At 44.8% G+C, this 19,609-nt stretch carries 19 protein-coding genes; 10 read left to right on the forward strand and 9 right to left on the reverse strand.

From position 1 onward, the window contains the following. Window positions 1-47: 47 nt before the first annotated feature. Complete coding sequence (gene trhO / locus EKG39_RS11660; protein ID WP_126505926.1) at window positions 48-1,043, reverse strand: oxygen-dependent tRNA uridine(34) hydroxylase TrhO; 996 nt, start codon at window positions 1,041-1,043, stop codon at window positions 48-50. A gap of 219 nt (window positions 1,044-1,262) precedes the next feature. On the opposite strand from trhO, the gene EKG39_RS11665 reads away from it, so the two are divergent. From EKG39_RS11665 to ilvN, 7 genes are all read left to right on the forward strand, one after another. Then, entirely contained in the window at window positions 1,263-1,937 is a 675-nt protein-coding gene (locus EKG39_RS11665) for a glutathione S-transferase (protein WP_126505927.1), read from the forward strand. 83 nt (window positions 1,938-2,020) lie between these two features. Then, window positions 2,021-2,977 (forward strand): YbgA family protein, encoded by a 957-nt coding sequence (locus EKG39_RS11670; RefSeq protein WP_126505928.1) that lies wholly within the window; start codon window positions 2,021-2,023, stop codon window positions 2,975-2,977. Beyond that, complete coding sequence (locus EKG39_RS11675) at window positions 2,974-3,477, forward strand: hypothetical protein (RefSeq protein ID WP_126505929.1); 504 nt, start codon at window positions 2,974-2,976, stop codon at window positions 3,475-3,477. Before EKG39_RS11670 ends, EKG39_RS11675 begins: the two co-directional genes overlap by 4 nt. 469 nt (window positions 3,478-3,946) lie before the next feature. Continuing rightward, complete coding sequence (locus EKG39_RS11680) at window positions 3,947-4,513, forward strand: class I SAM-dependent methyltransferase (protein ID WP_126505930.1); 567 nt, start codon at window positions 3,947-3,949, stop codon at window positions 4,511-4,513. Window positions 4,514-4,899: 386 nt separating this feature from the next. Then, window positions 4,900-6,126, forward strand: coding sequence for a multidrug effflux MFS transporter (locus tag EKG39_RS11685; protein WP_185817584.1), 1,227 nt, complete (start codon window positions 4,900-4,902; stop codon window positions 6,124-6,126). Between the two features lie 561 nt (window positions 6,127-6,687). Further along, a complete protein-coding gene (locus EKG39_RS11690; protein WP_126505931.1) occupies window positions 6,688-8,409 on the forward strand; it encodes an acetolactate synthase 3 large subunit in 1,722 nt (573 codons plus the stop codon). Beyond that, window positions 8,409-8,903: an acetolactate synthase small subunit gene (gene ilvN, locus EKG39_RS11695; protein WP_012143005.1), complete on the forward strand. Its 495-nt coding sequence runs from the start codon at window positions 8,409-8,411 to the stop codon at window positions 8,901-8,903. The genes EKG39_RS11690 and ilvN overlap by 1 nt, the downstream gene beginning before the upstream one ends. A 179-nt stretch (window positions 8,904-9,082) precedes the next feature. Here ilvN and EKG39_RS11700 read toward each other — a convergent pair whose 3' ends face one another. From EKG39_RS11700 to EKG39_RS11710, 3 genes are all read right to left on the reverse strand, one after another. Beyond that, on the reverse strand, window positions 9,083-9,523 hold the full coding sequence (locus EKG39_RS11700; protein WP_126505932.1) for an Hsp20 family protein: 441 nt from the start codon (window positions 9,521-9,523) through the stop codon (window positions 9,083-9,085). 329 nt (window positions 9,524-9,852) lie between these two features. Then, complete coding sequence (ushA, locus tag EKG39_RS11705; protein ID WP_126505933.1) at window positions 9,853-11,610, reverse strand: bifunctional UDP-sugar hydrolase/5'-nucleotidase UshA; 1,758 nt, start codon at window positions 11,608-11,610, stop codon at window positions 9,853-9,855. Window positions 11,611-11,976: 366 nt separating this feature from the next. Further along, a complete protein-coding gene (locus EKG39_RS11710) occupies window positions 11,977-12,648 on the reverse strand; it encodes an alpha/beta hydrolase (protein WP_126505934.1) in 672 nt (223 codons plus the stop codon). Between the two features lie 168 nt (window positions 12,649-12,816). Here EKG39_RS11710 and EKG39_RS11715 point away from each other — a divergent pair, with 168 nt between their 5' ends. Next, window positions 12,817-13,830 (forward strand): glutathione S-transferase family protein, encoded by a 1,014-nt coding sequence (locus tag EKG39_RS11715; protein ID WP_126505935.1) that lies wholly within the window; start codon window positions 12,817-12,819, stop codon window positions 13,828-13,830. 150 nt (window positions 13,831-13,980) lie between these two features. Here the strand turns inward: EKG39_RS11715 and EKG39_RS11720 are convergent, their stop codons facing one another. The 4 genes from EKG39_RS11720 to EKG39_RS11735 form a co-directional block, all read right to left on the reverse strand. Further along, window positions 13,981-14,202, reverse strand: coding sequence for a DUF3389 domain-containing protein (locus EKG39_RS11720; protein WP_126505936.1), 222 nt, complete (start codon window positions 14,200-14,202; stop codon window positions 13,981-13,983). 83 nt (window positions 14,203-14,285) lie between these two features. Continuing rightward, complete coding sequence (locus tag EKG39_RS11725) at window positions 14,286-14,768, reverse strand: FKBP-type peptidyl-prolyl cis-trans isomerase (protein ID WP_126505937.1); 483 nt, start codon at window positions 14,766-14,768, stop codon at window positions 14,286-14,288. An 82-nt stretch (window positions 14,769-14,850) separates the two neighbouring features. Beyond that, window positions 14,851-15,723 carry a WYL domain-containing protein gene (locus EKG39_RS11730; protein WP_126505938.1) on the reverse strand — a complete coding sequence of 291 codons (873 nt, stop codon included), beginning with the start codon at window positions 15,721-15,723 and terminating at the stop codon, window positions 14,851-14,853. Between the two features lie 170 nt (window positions 15,724-15,893). Next, the gene (locus tag EKG39_RS11735) at window positions 15,894-17,081 is read right to left on the reverse strand and encodes a lytic murein transglycosylase (protein ID WP_126505939.1); all 1,188 of its coding nucleotides are present in this window, start codon (window positions 17,079-17,081) and stop codon (window positions 15,894-15,896) included. A 257-nt stretch (window positions 17,082-17,338) separates the two neighbouring features. On the opposite strand from EKG39_RS11735, the gene EKG39_RS11740 reads away from it, so the two are divergent. Then, window positions 17,339-17,698 (forward strand): DUF2750 domain-containing protein, encoded by a 360-nt coding sequence (locus EKG39_RS11740; protein WP_126505940.1) that lies wholly within the window; start codon window positions 17,339-17,341, stop codon window positions 17,696-17,698. A gap of 98 nt (window positions 17,699-17,796) precedes the next feature. Continuing rightward, window positions 17,797-18,462, forward strand: a complete 666-nt coding sequence (locus EKG39_RS11745) for a hypothetical protein (RefSeq protein WP_126505941.1) — start codon at window positions 17,797-17,799, stop codon at window positions 18,460-18,462. 78 nt (window positions 18,463-18,540) lie between these two features. Here EKG39_RS11745 and EKG39_RS11750 read toward each other — a convergent pair whose 3' ends face one another. Continuing rightward, a complete protein-coding gene (locus EKG39_RS11750) occupies window positions 18,541-19,479 on the reverse strand; it encodes a chemotaxis protein CheV (protein ID WP_126505942.1) in 939 nt (312 codons plus the stop codon). Between the last annotated feature and the right edge of the window lie 130 nt (window positions 19,480-19,609).

The raw sequence follows: 19,609 nt of genomic DNA on the forward strand, positions 1-19,609 counted from the left end.
CCCGATGCAGCGTAACGTTTCACCTTACATAAGAGTGTAGACGAGGATCAGCATTTAGATTTTATATTTTGTTTGAGTTGTACTTGTTTCAGACTCTCTTTCTCACTGCGTCTGGATAAGATCACCTGACTGACATCACTGCCGATATGCGCCTCTCCTCGTTTAGCAGCCAGGCGCATCTGGCGCTCACGCTCTTCAAAACGACGACGCTGCTTATCTGAAGTGGAATCGATACAGTGGGGACAACTCACCCCCTGAACATAGGCTTCGCTCGCCTTTTCGGTTTCAGTTATTGGCATACGGCAAGCATTACATTGATCATACTGACCTTTTTCCAGGCTATGATTTACAGCAACACGATTGTCGAATACAAAACACTCACCTTCCCAAAGGCTCTCTTCGGGCTTAACCTCTTCGAGGTACTTAAGCACGCCCCCCTCGAGATGGTACACCTCATCGAAACCTTGCTCTTTAAGATACGCCGTAGACTTCTCACAACGAATGCCACCGGTACAAAACATGGCCACTTTTTTATGCTTCGCTGGATCTAAATTATCTTTGACATAGGCGGGGAATTCACGAAAGGTATCGGTTTTAGGGTCAACTGCATTCTTGAAAGTACCTATCTGGATCTCATATTCATTGCGGGTATCCACCAGCAACACATCGGGATCAGAGATCAGCTCGTTCCAATCTTTCGGCTTAACATAGGTGCCCACTACCTTCAGAGGATCGATACCTTCGACCCCCATAGTGACAATCTCTTTTTTTAGTTTGACCTTAGTTCGATAGAAAGGCATCTGTTCATCAAAAGAGAACTTGTGCACAATATTATCGAGCCCGGGTTGCTGCTTCAGCCAAACCAACAAACTATCAATACCGGCTTGGTTTCCGGCAACCGTGCCATTGATCCCTTCACTTGCCAGCAGTAAGGTCCCTTTAATACCTGACTCTTCCATCACAGCCAATAGAGGGTTCTGTAACGATTCAAAATGGGGCAGAGAAACAAATTTATAAAGTGCGCACACAACAACCTGGGACATATCAACCTCAACTGCTCGCTGGAGCTTAACCTCCAGTGCAAAATAAGCCAGCTCAAAAGCGTGAGCAAGCATGCAAAAACGGTCGGGAATTCTACCTGAGTCACAGACAAACAAACAGAGACAAAAAGTAGGGGTATTATGACGTCAAAAGAGAGATTTGTTTTTTGAGCCCAAAAGCCACAACATGGGCACGAAAGTAACAATAAAAATGAGACTCATATGACACTGCCAACCCTATACTCTTTCAGACGTTGCCCCTATGCCATGCGGGCGCGCTTAGGGATTTATCTTTCGGGATCTCAGGTTTCCTTACGTGAGATAGTGCTTAAACATAAACCAGAGCCCATGCTTCAGGTCTCTCCTAAAGGTACAGTCCCGGTATTAATTCTGGAAGATGATAAGGTTATCGATGAAAGTCTGGATATCATGCTATGGGCTCTGAAGCACAATGATCCAGATAATCTCTTACTTGTGGGGGAGCCACACAAGCTGGAGATAGCGAAGGCATTAATCGAGGCCAACGATAATGAATTCAAACCTTGGCTGGATAAATATAAATATGCCGATCGACACCCTGAACTGAGCGAAGAGAACTATCGCCAACAGGGAGAGCAATTTATCGCTCAACTTGAAAACTTACTCGCTAAAAATAAACAGCTGCTGGGGCCAAAGCCCTCAATCGCCGACTTTGCTATTTTCCCCTTTGTGCGTCAATTTGCCCATGTAAACAAGCCCTGGTTCAAAGAGTCCCCCTATCTTAATGTGCAGCGTTGGCTGAGCGGTCATCTGACAAGCACCACTTTTAACCATATTATGAAGAAGTACCCCACCTGGCTCGAGAGTGAACAGGAATTTCTCTTCGGCAAGGAATCGAAGCAAAAAGAGTTAACATAATCGGTTCCGTCACAGTCAATTCTACCGAAGTCCATCAAACTAGCTAAGATTAAAGTTATCGCAAAGGATGAGGGCAGATAATTATGGGTGAATCCGATATACCTAAGATCAAAATAGGCATAAGCGCCTGCCTCATGGGTGAAAAAGTGCGCTTCGACTCCGGCCATAAAAAAAATGCCTATATCAACAGCACGTTAGGTGACTATTTTGAGTTCACCTCCTTCTGTCCTGAGATGGATATCGGGTTAGGGGTTCCAAGAGAACCTATCCGTCTGGTCTCTTCAGAAGAGGGAGTAAGATGTATCGGCTCCAGAACTCCCGAATTAGATGTCACGGAGCTTCTCTATCAATCGGCAGAAAAGAAAAAAAGATGGCATGAGGAGCTATGCGGCTACATATTAAAGAAGGATTCACCCAGTTGTGGAATGGAGAGGGTTAAACTCTACAAATCGGAGATGGCAGAACGTAAAGGCGTTGGTCTGTATGCTGAACGCCTGATGGAAAACTTCCCTAACCTTCCGGTGGAGGAGGAAGGTCGACTGGGAGATGCAAGATTAAGAGAAAATTTTATTCAACGGGTCTACATCTTTTCGAGATGGAAATCAGTAAAGCAAAATGGCTTTTCACTGAGTGAGTTACAAAATTTTCATGCCCGACACAAATATATTTTTATGAGCCACGACCAGATCAGGGCTAAGCAACTGGGTAACCTGCTCGCCAATGGAAGCGCTACCGAGCTGGAGGATCTCAGTTCAACCTATCTCACCGAGATGATGGCCCTATTGAAAAAAGTCGCCAGCAGAAATAATCATGTCAACACATTGCAACATATTCAGGGGTACCTGAAAAAGCAGTTAACGGCTGACGACAAACAGGAAATGCAGGCAAGCATTGAAGCATATCGAAGAGGGTTGTTACCCTTGATAGTCCCTATTACACTCCTGCGTCATCACTTCAGACTATACCCAAATGCCTATATTACCGAGTCCTTTTACATGCAGCCTCACCCGGGTGAACTTATGTTGTTAAATAATTTATGATTAAGGTCCTGGTCACCGACAAAATGCAAACAAATTACTCCTATGAATGTGTCGCGCCCATGGGGGCTGAATTTGCCATCAACTTCAGGCCAGAGCTGACTCCGAAAGAGATGCTGCAACTTGGAGTATTTGGCGGCAAGTATCTGAACGACTGCACAGAAGAGTTCCCCAGCGATTGGTTTGCAGATGCGAAGCTGGCCAAACAAGAGAAAGATATCAGCCTGAATTATTTTTCTGTGAACGCCTCTCTTCCTTTAAGCGAATGGGTACGAAAGGGGTGGATCCACCCACAAGATCCCAGAGGCTGGTTTCAATGGTACTGCCGATATTTCATGGGGAGGCGAACCGCTGAAGAGGACATTCGTCAGATCAACAGGTGGAGGTCTTTCAGTCGCCATGCGGGGGCTGTAAGGAAGTTTTGCGAACCCTTTGACTATCAATGCCGAAAGAAACAGAGACAGGCTTTATTACACTGGGCCTACGACTCAAGAAATATATAGAGATGAAGCGATATTGCCCTCTTCAGGCCCCCTCTTCTCCTAAAGGAAAATTTATCTGCATTACTAATGATTAATATGTAAATCTAATTCCAGTCAGCTATTATCACCGAGGCCTCTTAGTTGGATAAATACAGCATTACCGTCAATCCATTTAATCATACCAATTTGCATTAAATAATTAACCAATTCAGAGTCCCTCAGAATTTTCAATTCAAGGCGCATTGATGAAGAAATGGTTATTCCCTTTTAAGTTAATGCAAAGCAGAAGTGGGAAGTCTGAGGAACTCACGTAGTGCGACTGATGTTTAAAGCAAAGGGCAAAGCCCTCTATGCTGCACGGGATGCTTTCGATATAGAATAACTATTAGCTTCAAACATCCTACTTGCCTACAGAGCTTTGAATTCTCGCTGAATGGTCAGGTACTTAATGCAATTGGTATAAGTTAGCAAAAAGTACCAAGACAGGTATATGGACATGGCCTTATATGACGACACCTTCGATCTTTTTTGTCAGCGACTCAATGATAAAGACCAACCTTCACTATTCGAAATTGGTTGCGGCCCTGGAAACATCTCTCAGTTTCTATTAAACCAGTGTCCCGAATTAACCATCCATGGCAGCGACCTGGCTCCAGAGATGGTTGAACTGGCAAAATTGAATAACCCGACGGCAAGGTTTGAGGTGATGGACTGCAGAGAGATACATAAGGTCGATAGCAGATACGATGCAATTATGTGTGGCTTCTGTCTCCCCTACATATCCAGAGATGATGCAAGAAAGCTAATCGCTGATGCCTCTCGTTTATTGAGAGCTGAAGGCATCATCTATCTCAGTACCATGGAAGGCGATGAGAAAGATTCAGGTTTTGATATATCCAGCTCCGGCGACAGGGTCTTCACTCACTTTCATCGAGGCGACTATTTAACCCAATACCTCACCCAGAGTGGGTTTGAGATCATCGATGTTAAACGTAAAACCTATCCTAAGGCGGATGGGAGCGAGACCACTGACCTGTTTATCGTCGCGCAGCTCTAACTTCTATGAGTATGCAATCACCACCTATTATGCTCATATGTGGTTAACTTCTCTCTAATTCCTATGTAACCGAGTATGTGAACTGCTTCGACAATCATCAAGCTTTCTCAGAGCACACATTCGGTTGTTTAGCGACATTTAAGCTGTGCTCCCCGCCCGATTTGAAAGCAAAAGTTTAGTTACAAATTTTAGCGTTTAAACCGGGTAATACGGATGAATAGCCATGGCTAATATTCACCATTGGCCGTACAATATTTACTCTCTCAAATAACAGGCTCCAGCCCTGCTTATACCGATTGGTATTAGATAGTGTTTCCGTTAAAAAATCGTCATCAGGAAACAAGTCGTTATTCATTTTGATTATATTCTTATCTTAAGAGGTATCAGTGCAAACAGATCCAATTCAAGCGCAAACCGTTTCAAAACCCGCAATTATCTTAAACCTCGCCCTACTGATCCCTATGCTGTCGGCAATTGTGGCCATCACCCCATTGGCAATCGACATGTACCTACCGGCCATGTCGACCTTAGCCGCTAGTTTTCACTCCGACATCACCACGGTACAGCAATCTTTAAGTCTGTATTTAGCGGGTTATTCACTTGGTATGCTCAGTTTTGGGCCATTAGCCGATCGAATAGGCCGGCGCCCTCTGGTCATTATGGGTTTGACTGGTTTTATGTTTATCAGCCTGGCATTGGCTTTTGTCACCAATATCGAACTATTTCTTACGCTGCGATTCGCCCAGGCATTTATCGGCGCCGCCGCAACCGTGGTTGTGCCTGGATATATTAAAGAGGTCTATGGGGATAATACCGCCAAAGGTATGTCCTATGTCAGCCTCATTATGATGCTGGCACCACTGCTGGCCCCCAGCCTGGGAAGTTTAATTTTAGAGTTTGGCGAGTGGCACCTCATCTTTTTTATCTTAGCTTTCTATGCCTGCACCCTATTATCTCTGGTGCTTTGGAAACTGAAAATGCCAAGTGACAAGGATAAAGGAAGCCGTAGCAGGAAGTCCTTCTTCGGCGCCTATGCGGTCGTATTCACTAAACCCGGAGTCAAACTGCATATTGCCAGTGGCGTATTAACCTCATTTGCCTTTTTCTGCTACCTTACCGCTTCTCCCTTCGTCTATATGGAGGTATTCGGTCTGGACAAATCTCTGTTCGCCATACTTTTTAGTACCAATGTAGGCGCTCTCATGTTGGCCAACGTGATCAACAGCCGTATCGTAGGCCGTTATGGTTCCAGAAGAATGCTCAGAGTATCGACCATACTGGCCATGCTTGCCGGTTCGGCTCTGTTTCTGGTGAACTGGTTTGGGTTGAGCCTCTATTTTACTGTCGCAACCCTTATTCCTTTCATGGGGTTTCTCGGTGTAATGTCAGTCAATGCCGACGCGATAGTATTAATGAAATTTAAACAGGAAACCGGTACGGCTACCGCGGTCATTGGCACTCTTCGTTTCGGATGCGGCGCCCTGGCGGGTCCATTATTAGCCCTGTTTTATACCGGAACCGCAGTCCCCTTCTCGGCTCTGATGTTGAGCTCTGTGGTCTTAGTCGGAGTCTGTCAGTTTTATGCTCCTACAGGTGTTCAAAACCCAAATTAATATCGACTGGCTTAATACCTTATACGAGAATCGCCCGGTTCTGATAACTAAAGACTCGGATCGGGCCGAGATCTACGCGTAATAATACCAATCGACATAGTTGTCATTATGGCGTTTTTACGCCTTAGTCCTACGATAAAGGACAAAAGTAATGGTTTGCCTCTAGCCAGAATGTCATTTTTAGCCAGTGTAATGACTAATTTCGCACATTCACTGATGTTCACATCTACTTAAATTCTAAGATTTAAGCTCTCAATATTTCTCACTTTTCAGCTTATAGGCTTACATTCAGCCATTAGTCTCTATTCTGAACAGTGAATTTTTTTCATTTATTACTCTTTTTTCAATAAAATGCTTGAAATGCGCGCTTAATTTTATATGATGAAATTCTGTTCATTTGAAACAGGTGTCGCACCTTACAAGGTGAAAGCTAACTTCATACCTTAAGTTAATCGACATATCGAGAGTTTAGGATCACCATCCAAACTCATAAATTCAAGCGATTACCGTCGCTGTAGCGAGATACTGCATACCGTAGCGGTAACTTATGAGGGTTTACAAATGGAAAAGCTATCAGGCGCCAGCATGATCGTCCGTTCTCTTATTGACGAAGGCGTAAAACATATATTCGGCTATCCCGGCGGATCGGTGTTAGATATCTACGATGCCCTGCACGAAAAGTCCAAAATCGAACACATTCTCGTCCGTCATGAACAAGCTGCCGTACATATGGCCGATGGCTATGCCCGTTCTACCGGTGAAGTCGGCGTAGTACTGGTCACATCGGGCCCAGGTGCGACAAACACAATCACAGGTATTGCCACAGCCTATATGGATTCCATCCCTATGGTGGTGATATCCGGACAGGTACCGAGTAACTTAATTGGTAATGACGCATTCCAGGAATGTGACATGATAGGTATCTCCAGACCTGTGGTTAAGCACAGTTTCTTAGTCACAGACGCAAAAGATATTCCCACCATAGTAAAGAAAGCCTTTTTTATTGCTGCCAGCGGTCGTCCGGGTCCCGTGGTTATCGATATCCCCAAAGACTGCATGAATCCGGCAATGCTACACGAGTATAAGTATCCTGATGACATCAGCATGCGCTCATATAACCCGACGACAACGGGGCACAAGGGCCAGATCCGTCGTGGCGTTCAGGCATTGTTAAAAGCAAAGAAGCCAGTTCTGTATGTAGGAGGTGGCGCTATTATCTCCGAGTGTGACAAACAGATCCTGGCGCTATCTGAAAAGTTAAACATTCCTGTCGTCAGCACCTTAATGGGATTGGGAGCATTTCCCGGTACCCATAAAAACAGCTTAGGCATGCTCGGCATGCATGGCTGTTATGAAGCAAACATGGCGATGCACAATACTGACCTTATCTTCGGTATTGGTGTGCGCTTTGACGACCGAACCACGAATAATATTGACAAGTATTGCCCTAACGCAACCATATTACATATCGATATCGATCCCTCGTCCATCTCGAAAACCATTCGGGTAGATATCCCCATCGTTGGCTCGGCAGAAAAGATCCTCGATGAGATGCTATCTCAATTGGACTCGGGTGGTGAAGCAAGTTCAGATGAAGCTGCTATCGACTTTTGGTGGAGTGAGATCAGTCAGTGGCGCAGTCGTAAGAGTCTTGATTACGACAAGACCAGCGAAAGGATCAAACCTCAACAGGTGATCGAAACGCTTCATAGACTGACCAATGGAGATGCCTACGTTGCATCGGATGTAGGACAACATCAGATGTTTGCCGCACTTTACTATCCATTCGATAAACCCCGTCGCTGGATTAACTCCGGCGGGCTCGGCACCATGGGCTTTGGTCTTCCCGCCGCAATGGGGGTCAAGATGGCTAAACCCGATGAAACCGTTATCTGTGTAACCGGTGATGGCTCCATTCAGATGAACATTCAGGAGCTTTCTACGGCGCTGCAATACGATACGCCGGTCAAAATCATCAACCTCAACAACCGCTTCTTAGGTATGGTTAAACAGTGGCAGGATATTATTTATGCCGGACGCCACTCACACTCCTATATGGACTCGGTACCTGACTTTGCTAAAATCGCCGAAGCATACGGCCACGTAGGGATGACTATCAGTGATCCTGCTGAACTCGAATCCGGGCTGGAGAAAGCCCTGGCTATGAAAGATAAGCTGGTATTTGTCGATATTAATGTCGATGAAACTGAACACGTTTACCCCATGCAGATCCGCGGTGGTGCGATGAACGAGATGTGGCTGAGCAAAACGGAGAAAAGCTAATGCGTCGTATTATATCAGTATTACTTGAAAACCAACCTGGTGCACTTTCACGGGTTGTGGGTCTGTTTTCTCAGCGCGGCTACAACATTGAAACCTTAACCGTAGCGCCCACAGATGACATCACCCTGTCTCGTCTTAACATCTCTTTGGTGGCCGATGAAGCCGCACTCGAGCAGATAGAGAAGCAACTGCATAAGCTTATCGATACCCTCAAGGTTTCAAACATTACCGAATCGGATCATATCGAGAGAGAGCTGGCTCTGGTTAAGGTTAAAGCCAAAGGCAATATGCGTGATGAGATAAAACGCACTGCGGAGATCTTCCGTGGACAGGTCGTCGATATTACCGCCGATCTCTACACGGTGCAGCTGACAGGAACCAGTGAAAAACTCGATGCTTTTATTACTGCTGTCGGTGATGTGACTAAGGTCGTTGAAGTATCACGCTCTGGCGTTGTCGGGCTTGCCCGCGGCGAGAAGGCGATGAGAGCCTGATAGGCGTATCAAGGTTTAAGGTTTAAGGTTTAAGGTTTAAGCACTAACTTACTAACTCACGCACTAAAAAGGGAGCCGATGCTCCCTTTATATTTTGTCGATTTCTACAAACGATAAACGAGTACTGAGTCCAGGCAGATATTAATCTCGTTTAGCTTTGTCTATCACGCTAACAATAGTTACTCAGACTCGAGAACCCGCGATGTACCGATCTCAATTTTACGTGGCTTCAATGCCTCGGGGATCTCTCTTTGAAGATCGATATTGAGTAAGCCATTTTCAAGGTTAGCACCAACCACTGTCACATAATCGGCCAACTGGAATGTACGCTCGAAACCACGCTCGGCAATGCCTTGATAGAGGTATTTACGCTCTTTGCCTTGCTCGGCTTTAGTGCCCTTAACCAGTAGCTTATCGCCTTCACTGGTGATATCGAGTTCATCCATTGTGAAGCCGGCAACAGCCATAGTGATACGATAACGGTTTTCGTTCAGCAGTTCGATATTATACGGGGGATAACCTGAGTTGCCTTTGTTCGAGGCCGCATGCTCTGCAAGCTGGGCTAAACGATCGAAACCAATGGCACTACGGTATAGGGGGGTGAGATCATAATTACGCATGTGTATATCCTTTTTATAAAGCAATATAGTTAATTTATGTTGGCCAACAAATGCAGAAATCGCTGCAATCTGTCGCACCTTTCTTTTGTCGGTTAATTCGCTTTGACCCCGAAGGCATCAAAATTGTCATTAACCCGGAACCTCATTGAGCGTCCCATAATCAATATATGTAGTCTGTTTTTTCGTTTTCAAGGGAAAATAGAAAATTAATTAAAAAGACTTTTATATTTGGAAAGACTTTTATATTGGCAGGCTTGCAGTTCAGCAAACTATAGGCATAAAAAAAGCAGCCCGCAGGCTGCTTTCTAAAGCTAAGCTATAAAGCCAAATTATTCAGCAGCAGCTGGACAAGCCTTAAGTGATTCGCCACCCGCTAAGTATTCAAGGTCACCAGCAACAGGATTATAGTCTGCTACCAGGATAGTTTCATTCAATTCGATGAAATCACGCAATACTAAAGCATCGGCAATTTGAATTGAAGTTGCTTCGATGGCCGGGTAACCGTCACCACCAGCAGCAAGATAGGTTGATAGAGAGAACTTGTACTCTTTATCTGCATCAAAAGATTCACCTGCAATTTCATTAATGGTGACTTTCTTTGCATCACAATCGACAGATAACTTAATACCGTCTAGCTGAGCATAAGCCCCTGCACCAGCTGTTTTAGTAGCAACTACATTCAAGTATTCAACCAAATCTGTACCAGTCATCGTTGCATAGGCGACCATGTTACCAAATGGTTGTACGGTTAATACGTCACGATAAGTAATTTCACCCTCAGCAATTGAGGCACGTACACCACCAGAGTTCATGATACCGAAATCAGCCTTAACCAGCTTATAATCGCTCTGAGCTCTAGCAAGTAGATGACCTAAGTTTGTCTGCTCTTCACGAACAACACCTCGATCGCCCTCTAGCTTGCCATCGGTAGTTCCGATAACTACATCCAGCAATTTCTGGCCTTCTTCTTGGTACGGTCTTAACGCATCCAGCACAACATCACTTTCTTCGATAGCTGTAGTTCCAGGAACTAAAGTTGTATTACCATCGTCATCTGTATCCGGAGATCCATACTTATTCAGAACCATCAGATTAACTGGGACTAGATTGTAACTTGCCAGGTGTAGCTCATCATTGAAGTATTCAAAATCGGCGCGACCAACATACTTGCCCCACTCATGAGCCTGCATGATGTAAGTACCATTTTGCTGATCAGGAGTACACTCACCGCCACGTGTAAACTCTTCGTCATACTTGTCTGTACCTGGCTCCATACAAACAGGGTTCTGAGAGTGACCACCTATAACGGCAGCTAAATCACCTTCAGTCAACGCACGCGCCATGGCAACGTCACCAGGTGCGTTACTGCCGTTAGCAGCATCAGCATAGTGGCCCATATGAGTGGTAGCGAAGATCAAGTCAGCGGCACCGGCATCTTTAATCTCTTTGATGACTTTTTGAATCTCTTCTGTTGGATCGGTAAATTCAAGACCACCGATATATTCAACATTACCAATTTTAACTGTATCTTTTGTCGTTAAACCGATGACGGCAACACGTAGACCGTTAACATCAAAAACTTTGTAAGCATCAAAAAGGCGTTCGCCAGAAACCTTGTCATAGATGTTAGCCGCTAACATAGGGAAGTCAGCCAACTTACGTTGCATTTCAAGTACATGTAATGGATTGTCAAATTCATGGTTACCGACAGCCATAGCGTCATAACCGATTAGATTCATGCCCATGAAATCTGGTACCGCATCTTGCATATCTGACTCTGGCACACCAGTGTTAATATCACCGCCAGACAATAGCAGCACTTCACCACCATTTGACTCAACTTCTGCGCGTATCTGATCGATCAGCGTCTTACGCGCCGCCATACCATATTCACCATATTCACTCTGCCAGAAACGACCATGGTTATCGTTAGTGTGAAGTACGGTAAACGTTGTACAAGCTTCACCTGCTTCAGCACATGTTGCAGGCAGAACAACTTCTTTGTTGTCATCGTTGTCACTTCCACAACCAGTTAATGCCACTAGTACTGCAGTTGCAACTAAACCTTTTATTAGCTTATTTGTCATTACTATCAACCCCTAGATTATTCTTTATTAGTTACCATCATTTTTTACAATTACGGATTCTATGATCTCGCTGACAGCATCATAGCAAAGAATATATCGAAATTGTGTCAACTTTATGAATAAACGTGGGCTAAATGTTTATTTTCAAAGCATATTGTATAACTTATTGTCCACATATAAGAACAGAAAGAACCAGGGGTTCCGGGTGGTGCGAAGGGAAATTTTAAAAGCCTCTCCCCCCATAAGGCTTAGTTTTTTATTTCAACGCGTTAGCGCTTTACGCGTTTCAAAACGATTGTCTTTATTTATGAACAGGCCGTTACATACCAGCACCACCAAACACCATTTTATTAACCAAGCATTAACTTAATCTAATCTACTTTTGAGCCATTTTGCGATGTCGGTCAACTGATGAGGCAGAACGGTGTGAGGCATAGCGTAGGTTTTCCACTCAACATCATAACCATTAGTGATTAACATCTCGTTTGCCATCTTACCGGCCGCTACCGGTACGACATCATCTTGTTCACCGTGGTGTTGCAAGATTGGGGTCGCTTTATTTGCCTCGCTCAAATCAGACGGCATATGCTCTGCGGTTGGCAGATAACAAGACAGTGCCATGATTCCCGCTAATGTTTCAGGAAACCTTAATCCGCAGAAAAGGCTCATTACCCCGCCTTGACTAAAGCCAGCCAATACGATTTTATCGGCTGGAATACCGGCATCTATCTGTTCCTGTATTAAACCGCAAACGGCAACTTCAGACTCAAGCACGCCCGGCATATCGGCCCTGTTATGCAGATCCATGCCCTTAATGTCATACCAGGCTCGCATCACATAACCTTGATTAATGGTTACCGCCTGTTCCGGGGCATGAGGAAACACAAAACGGATGCTGTGATCGCCAGGCAATCCTAAAGCCGGAACTACCGGCGCAAAGCCTGCACCTGAGTCACCCAAACCATGCAACCAGATAACACACGCCGTAGCAGTCGATTCAGGTTCTATCGTAATGCGCTCTAATACTCTTGTAGACATTCTTTTCCTTTAAACTCGCCGTCATTTTTGTGAGCGACATCATACCAAAGCGATGGCGATGACCCAAACGTTCAATAAAATCGTTCATTCTTGTCTAGTCTTTTCGCTTTTCCTGTTGAATATCACCGCCTACACTCAATACATCGAGATACGAGAAAGAGAAAAGTTATGGGATTACTTCAAGATGGCGTGTGGAAAGACCAGTGGTATCCAACCAAAGAGAACGGCGGTAAATTTGTCCGTGAAAAGTCACAGTTCAGGCACTGGATAACCCCGGAAGGAGAGTCGGTGAATGAAAATGGGGCAAAATTTGTCGCCGAAGCGCAGCGCTATCACCTATATGTATCCCTCGCCTGCCCGTGGGCGCACCGAACCCTGATATTCAGGGAGCTAAAATCACTGCAAGCCTACATCAGCGTCTCTGTGGTTGAGCCCCATATGTTACATAACGGGTGGGAGTTCTCAGGTCCAAATCAAAGCGATGCAGCTTCACACATCAAAGGGGCTGAAACCGACAGACTCAACGGCAAAGATTTCCTGTATCAAATCTATCAGGCGGCAGCTACTGATTATACTGGCCGGGTAACGGTACCCGTTCTCTGGGATAAGAAAACGAAAACAATTGTAAACAATGAATCTTCGGATATCATTCGAATTTTCAACTCCGCCTTCAATCACCTGACCGGGAACACAATAGACCTTTACCCTGAGGCACTGAGAGAAAATATTGATGAGATCAATGGCTGGGTCTACTCCTCGATAAATAATGGCGTTTACCGAGCCGGGTTTGCTACCAGTCAGGAGGCTTATAATGAAGCCTTTGACAGTCTGTTTAACGCCCTGGATAAGGTAGAAAAGATATTACAAGGAAAGCGTTACTTAACAGGTGAGACAATAACCGAAGCCGATTGGCGTCTTTTTACCACCCTGATCAGATTCGACTCGGTTTATGTGGGTCACTTTAAAGCAAACAGACAAACGATCGAGCAATACCCGGCAATTTCAGATTATCTGAGGGAGTTATACCAAGTGGAAGGCATCAAAGCGACGGTTAACTTTGAACATATTAAGCAACACTATTACTTCAGCCACGATCAGATTAATCCGAGCAGAATCGTACCTAAGGGCCCGTTTATTGATTACCTGAGCCCACATGGACGAGGACTTGCAAACAAGGGCTAACCGATACCCAACTGATCTCGGATCGCATTAAATTGATCGACACTGAAGCGTCGGTATCAGGGCCTGTATATCGGTTACCCTATGCCGAGCTCTTCACCAATAAAACTAAGTTGCTCGACACTGAATCGTACCTAGAGGCTCGTATATTGGTTACCCGATACCGAGTTCTTCACGAATAGAGTTAAGCTGCTCCAAAGTATCGAGTTTCAAGCTCCACCTGACGGCACCGGCATCGGCATTGATAATCAATGCCTGTTCAACGAACTTAATATCCTCCACCATGGCATACATGGTCGTGCCAGAAGTGGATAATCTCACCTGAACCTCGAAAGGAGTCAGAATGATTTTACCTTGTGAAAATTCGATGACCATACGCCAACCTATAAATTCTTAATTAGTCTAAAACAAAAAACCAGCAAACAGTTGCTGGTTTAATCTTCACACACTTAACTGGCTTAGTGCTGATGACCGCCCTTACCATGGGCGTGACCGTGTGCCTTCTCTTCATCGGTCGCGTCGCGAGCGTCGACAATTTCAATGTCGAACGTCAATTCACGACCGGCTAACGGATGGTTAATATCGACAGTAGCCATAAACTTACCCACTTTAATAATGGTCACCTGACGCTGTCCCTGATCTGTGTTGATCAATGCACGCATCCCCGGCTTCCACACTTTTGCGCCCTGTAGATGCTTAACCGATACACGCTGCTCACAATCTTCATTACGCTCACCGTACGTTGATGCCGCCGGTAAAGTGACAGAAAACTTCTCACCGGCTTCTTTACCATTAATGGCATCTTCGACACCCGGCATCATGTTGTCATGGCCATGCAGGTATGCGATAGGATCGAGACCTTCATTTGTCTCTAACACCTCTCCCTGCTCATCGCGTAATGTGTAATTAAACTGAACAACCATATCGTTTTTAATGCTCATTAAATATCCTTAACTGTCTGCTGACTCTGTTTTGAGTCGCAGCTTAGCAAAACTCATTTGTACTCTCTAGCCCTAAGCTGAATTATCGCCCGCCACCCGGGACAATGGTAAGGTGTTCAACCTGACTGAGAATATCCAGATTAGACAGCGCTAACTGACACACTCCTGAGCTAATTTGATGTTTTGCGGAGCAATCTACGCTCCATTGCCTTAACAGATATCCTGCTAACGCCGCTCTTGTCACGACCTCCAACTTGTTATCCTGCATCTGGTAATCCAGTGCAATCGCCTCCGGGTGCTTAAGGCTTGGGTGAGGGATAAGATTCAAAGTGATCATATTATCCCATTGGCTGTCTTTAACCTGAGTCTCATTGAACTTAGGTTCACTACTGGCACTTGAAATCGCCTTGATGCGGGTCACCACAAAGTCGGTAAACACTGCATGAGTTCTGTCGAACGCCCTGACATGCCACCTTTGACCATTGTTAACCAGAGCATGAGGAACTATCTCCCGCTCTCTTTCACCCGAGGAGACCGAAACATACTTAATTTTTAATGCCCGCTTATTTTGAATAGCGCGCATCAAGGCTGCAATAATGTCGGTATCAGGGTGGATCAACTGCACCGCATCGATACATATTTCACTGGGCGAAATAGGCTGAGACAAGCCATCACCGAAGCCTTTCGCTAAACCATGTAAAATGCCTTCGGGTTCATGCTGAAACAGGGCTTTAAATTCAGGTTTTCTATGATAACTCTTCGTTTGATGAACCAGAGCCATATTATCCGGCGCAAACTCTCGATAACTGGCAAAGTCACGCGTCGCTGCAGCCAGGCCTGTTGCAAACTTTTTAATGAGATCCTGACGGGATACCTGACCAAAATACTGCAAACTAAAGTCGATAAAAGCAAGGCGCTGCTTTTGAGCGTGAGAGAGGTTATCCATTGAGTTCATAGGCTTTGCAGGCTTCCATATTCAGATATGAGTTATTATGCCGAGAGGTAGTAATATTCTGTTTATTATAAGTATTTAACGGCGGCTAAAAGTTAATGTAATGGATAAAACAACAAGGTGCAATCATTTTGATTACACCTTATTGATGCAGAGTTCGGATTCAGTCTGGTTTAAATAACGCCTAAGGCCTTAAAAGTGGCTTCACTTGGAAAACCGTCAGCAACCAAGCCAACGCTCAGTTGAAATGCTCGTAATCCTGTTTTGGAATTTCTGCCCATCACACCGTCAGGCTTTCCTACATCGAACCCTTTCTCATTTAACTTAGCCTGCAGCGACTTGACTCTGGCGCGACTTAAATTATCCTGCTTTGGCGGTGCAACGACTAAACTAACTCCCCCATTGATTCTGTCGGCCAGATGCCCGACCGCAATGGCGTAAAACACTGAGCGATTCCAACGCATGATCACATCGAAATTCTTGTAGCCAAGAAATGCCGGGCCTGTGTGTCCTGCCGGCAGGTAGAGTGCAGCGCTCATATCCGGTGTAGACAAAGGGGCATCATCACTCTTAGTGACTCCAAGCTTTACCCATTCAGTCAAAGGTTGAGCTTTATCTTTACCCAGGTATTCATAACTGAAATCAGTTGGCAGTTTGACTTCACGCCCCCAGCGCTCATTACGTTGCCAGCCGAGTTGATTTAAAAAGTTTGCCGCAGAGGTCAGTGCGTCGGTGGTGCTGTTCCAAAGGTCGGCTTTACCATCACCATCTCCATCGACGGCATATTTTGCATACGCACTGGGCATGAATTGTGTGTGGCCCATAGCGCCGGCCCAGGAGCCAACCATCTGTGAGGACTCAAACTGATACTCCTCTTTAAGCTTCAGGGCCTTCATCAGTTCGCCGGTGAAGTACTTGCTACGACGAGGATCGCAGGCCAGTGTTGCTAAAGAGTCGAGTACCGGCATCTTCCCCTTATAAGAACCGAAATTCGTTTCCAGCCCCCAAAACGCCATCAGATATTGAGGCGGCACCCCATACTTTTGAGATAACTCATCGAGCAGAGCTCGATTCTCTTTTAGTAACTTTCTCCCCTCTTTCACGCGCCAGTCGGTTACCCTTTTGCTGAAATAGTTATCGAACGTTTGGCTGAATTCAGGCTGTTTCTTGTCTAATTCGATAACCCGAGATACATATTTTACCTTTGCCAGGGTGTTTTCTATGGTGTCTCTCGATAGGCCTTGTGCTTGTGCGGTCTCTTTTAACTTAACAACGCAAGAGTCAAAGTCGTCGGCACTCGAAGGCAAGGCACATAAACTTGAAAATAATAACAGGGAGGCTAACGGGGCATGTTTAATCAAAATGAATACTCCAAGAATGCATAAAAAATATCGGCCCAAATAAAAGAAAGTCATGACTATGGGCTATAGCTGTTAGTACCGACCATAGTAACGATACAGACAACAGATATTAAGTATTTATCCCCTATAAAGTGAGAATAAATTGCAATTATTCTATTCTGACAAAAATAGCCAGGTTAAATCTAAAGAATTTCTTGGAGAATGCGGCTCATGACGTATAATGAGTCGGTTAAATATTCATACCTAAGAGACCTAAAATGACTGAAACAAATCCATTGCTGACCAGCTTTATCGAAAATGTAAAAGAACATCAGGCGGTCTGGGGACTGCAGGATGAAACAGGTGAAGGTTGGGTAGTGTGTGACTCTTCTGAATACGAAGACACTGATGTTATGCCATTATGGTCAACAGAAGCGCATGCAAAAGTACATTGTAGTGAAGAGTGGGCTAACTACCAGCCAGTCTCTATCACGCTAGTTGAATTCCTTGAGTTTTGGGTATCAGATCTTAACGACGATGGCGTACTTATCGGCACCGATTGGCAAGCCGAAAAAGAGTGTTTGGAAGTTGACCCAATCGTACTTGCTCAATCTTTGGTTAACGTCGAAACCGAGTAACTTATTGAGTGAATGAAGCTTCTTAACCTTAAATATTCCTTCAGGGTAAATTAGGGTTAAGAAGCCCGACTCATCTTCCATGCTCGAGCTTAATATCCATGCCTCCCCTACCTCATATCGATGTACCATTCGATTATCGCCATACCTGCTGGTTTTGCGCCGAACCCTGTAACTGTACCTTCGAATACCACGCCACTGTGAGTACTCCACATCAGAGTCTGAGTATTCCCGCCTGTAAAGAGTGCTTAAAGCTGGCTAAGCAGAATCAACTCACTTCAATTTGGGACTGTCAGATCGCGGTGAAAGATGAGCTTATGCGGATTTACGCTAAACATCTGGCAATCGGTATCAATTGGACAGAACAGGAACTCATTGATTCGGAGTTTTCCTGTAAAGTATTCGAAGGGTTTAAGAAGAGCGCCTGGATGATGTATCTGATCGCTAAAGAAAGAGTAAATGCACCGGGTTGGCCGCTCAGCGTTAATGGTATTCCGCTGGATAATGGCAATTATGAGGTAGGCTTTGAGTTTGATGGCATAAAATACAGCTCTCTTTCGAAAGCCGTGAACCATTACAGTAGCACCTTTGGGTTGGATAAATTATTTTTTGAAGCTGTACTGTCACAGGTGGGCAGGAGTCGATTTGGTTATGCCGTTCGCATCAGCAGAATTAATATTGCTTCACATAAAAGAGTCAAACAACAGGTACTGAAAGATATCGCTCAGGAACAAGGGCAGCCCCTGCAAAGTGACACTTGGTTTTAAAAAGGCCATAAACTCTAGTCTATAGCCTTTATTCATTGAGTGTCTTGTCGTGGAATGTGTTTCTTGTCCTGGTAGGACTTAAACAATCTCTCTTAGCTTCTGCTGCACCACATCCACGAGTAGATCGGGTTGGAATTTCGATATGAATCGGTCACAACCGACTTTTTCGACCATGGCATTGTTAAAACTACCACTCAATGAGGTATTCAAGGTGATAAACAGGGAGCTCATGCGCTTATCACTACGGATCTCATGTGTCAGCTTATAGCCATCCATCTCGGGCATCTCGGCATCGGTGATCAACATTAAGATCTCATCCTGAATAGACTTGCCTTCATCACACCACTTCTTCAAGACATTCAGTGCCTGTAAGCCGTCAGAGGTTTCTATGACCTCTATTCCAAGCGGCTCTAAGGTCTCTTTGATCTGCCTACGAGCGGTAGATGAGTCATCGGCAATCAATATTCGCCGACCATGCATTTCACTGACCAGAGATTCATCGAGTACGCCTTCAGAGAGACGGATATCGTAATGGATGATCTCCGCCAGCACTTTTTCAACATCAATGATGGAAACAAGCTGGGTTTGCCCTCCCACTTCGATGCGAGTGATAGCCGTTAAGTAGTTATTAGCTCCTGCGGTCTTGGGCGGAGGTAGGATATCCCCCCAAGTCATGTTGACAATATGCTCAACCTTTCCAACTCTGAACCCTTGAACACTTCTGTTGTACTCGGTAATGATCAAATTCGACTCTTGCTCATCAGACATGGGTTGAAAACCTATGGCCGCACGCAGATCGATAACAGGAATGGAAGTACCACGAATATTTGCAACACCGCTGATATGAGGATGACTACCCGGCATAGCACTTAGCGCAGGTAACTTAACGACCTCTTTGACTTTAAAAACATTAATTGCAAATAGCTGAGTGGCGTTTATCCGAAACAATAAAAGCTCTAACCTATTTTCACCAACGAGTTGCGTACGTTGATCTACTGAGTCAAGAATTTTTGCCATAATACAACTCTCAAAATGAAGGGATAATGATTAGCAACCAAAATGTTACTTATTAATTATAGCCTTTATCTTAACCGGATAACTGAGTTACAGATCTAATTAAAACAAATAAGTAAATGAACAGGTTAAA

The organism is Shewanella atlantica (assembly GCF_003966265.1).
Classification (GTDB): Bacteria; Pseudomonadota; Gammaproteobacteria; order Enterobacterales; family Shewanellaceae; genus Shewanella; species Shewanella atlantica.

Bases quoted from the DNA above. Each gene is read 5' to 3' on its own strand.
- EKG39_RS11725 (WP_126505937.1), bottom strand. From the start codon at position 14,768: ATGAGCATTAAAAACGATATGGTTGTTCAGTTTAATTACACATTACGC.
- ushA (WP_126505933.1), bottom strand. From the start codon at position 11,610: ATGACAAATAAGCTAATAAAAGGTTTAGTTGCAACTGCAGTACTAGTG.
- EKG39_RS11670 (WP_126505928.1), top strand. From the start codon at position 2,021: ATGGGTGAATCCGATATACCTAAGATCAAAATAGGCATAAGCGCCTGC.
- EKG39_RS11715 (WP_126505935.1), top strand. From the start codon at position 12,817: ATGGGATTACTTCAAGATGGCGTGTGGAAAGACCAGTGGTATCCAACC.
- EKG39_RS11665 (WP_126505927.1), top strand. From the start codon at position 1,263: ATGACACTGCCAACCCTATACTCTTTCAGACGTTGCCCCTATGCCATG.
- EKG39_RS11710 (WP_126505934.1), bottom strand. From the start codon at position 12,648: ATGTCTACAAGAGTATTAGAGCGCATTACGATAGAACCTGAATCGACT.
- EKG39_RS11745 (WP_126505941.1), top strand. From the start codon at position 17,797: ATGCCTCCCCTACCTCATATCGATGTACCATTCGATTATCGCCATACC.
- ilvN (WP_012143005.1), top strand. From the start codon at position 8,409: ATGCGTCGTATTATATCAGTATTACTTGAAAACCAACCTGGTGCACTT.
- EKG39_RS11690 (WP_126505931.1), top strand. From the start codon at position 6,688: ATGGAAAAGCTATCAGGCGCCAGCATGATCGTCCGTTCTCTTATTGAC.
- EKG39_RS11740 (WP_126505940.1), top strand. From the start codon at position 17,339: ATGACTGAAACAAATCCATTGCTGACCAGCTTTATCGAAAATGTAAAA.
- EKG39_RS11700 (WP_126505932.1), bottom strand. From the start codon at position 9,523: ATGCGTAATTATGATCTCACCCCCCTATACCGTAGTGCCATTGGTTTC.
- EKG39_RS11680 (WP_126505930.1), top strand. From the start codon at position 3,947: ATGGACATGGCCTTATATGACGACACCTTCGATCTTTTTTGTCAGCGA.
- EKG39_RS11720 (WP_126505936.1), bottom strand. From the start codon at position 14,202: ATGGTCATCGAATTTTCACAAGGTAAAATCATTCTGACTCCTTTCGAG.
- EKG39_RS11675 (WP_126505929.1), top strand. From the start codon at position 2,974: ATGATTAAGGTCCTGGTCACCGACAAAATGCAAACAAATTACTCCTAT.
- trhO (WP_126505926.1), bottom strand. From the start codon at position 1,043: ATGTCCCAGGTTGTTGTGTGCGCACTTTATAAATTTGTTTCTCTGCCC.
- EKG39_RS11730 (WP_126505938.1), bottom strand. From the start codon at position 15,723: ATGAACTCAATGGATAACCTCTCTCACGCTCAAAAGCAGCGCCTTGCT.
- EKG39_RS11750 (WP_126505942.1), bottom strand. From the start codon at position 19,479: ATGGCAAAAATTCTTGACTCAGTAGATCAACGTACGCAACTCGTTGGT.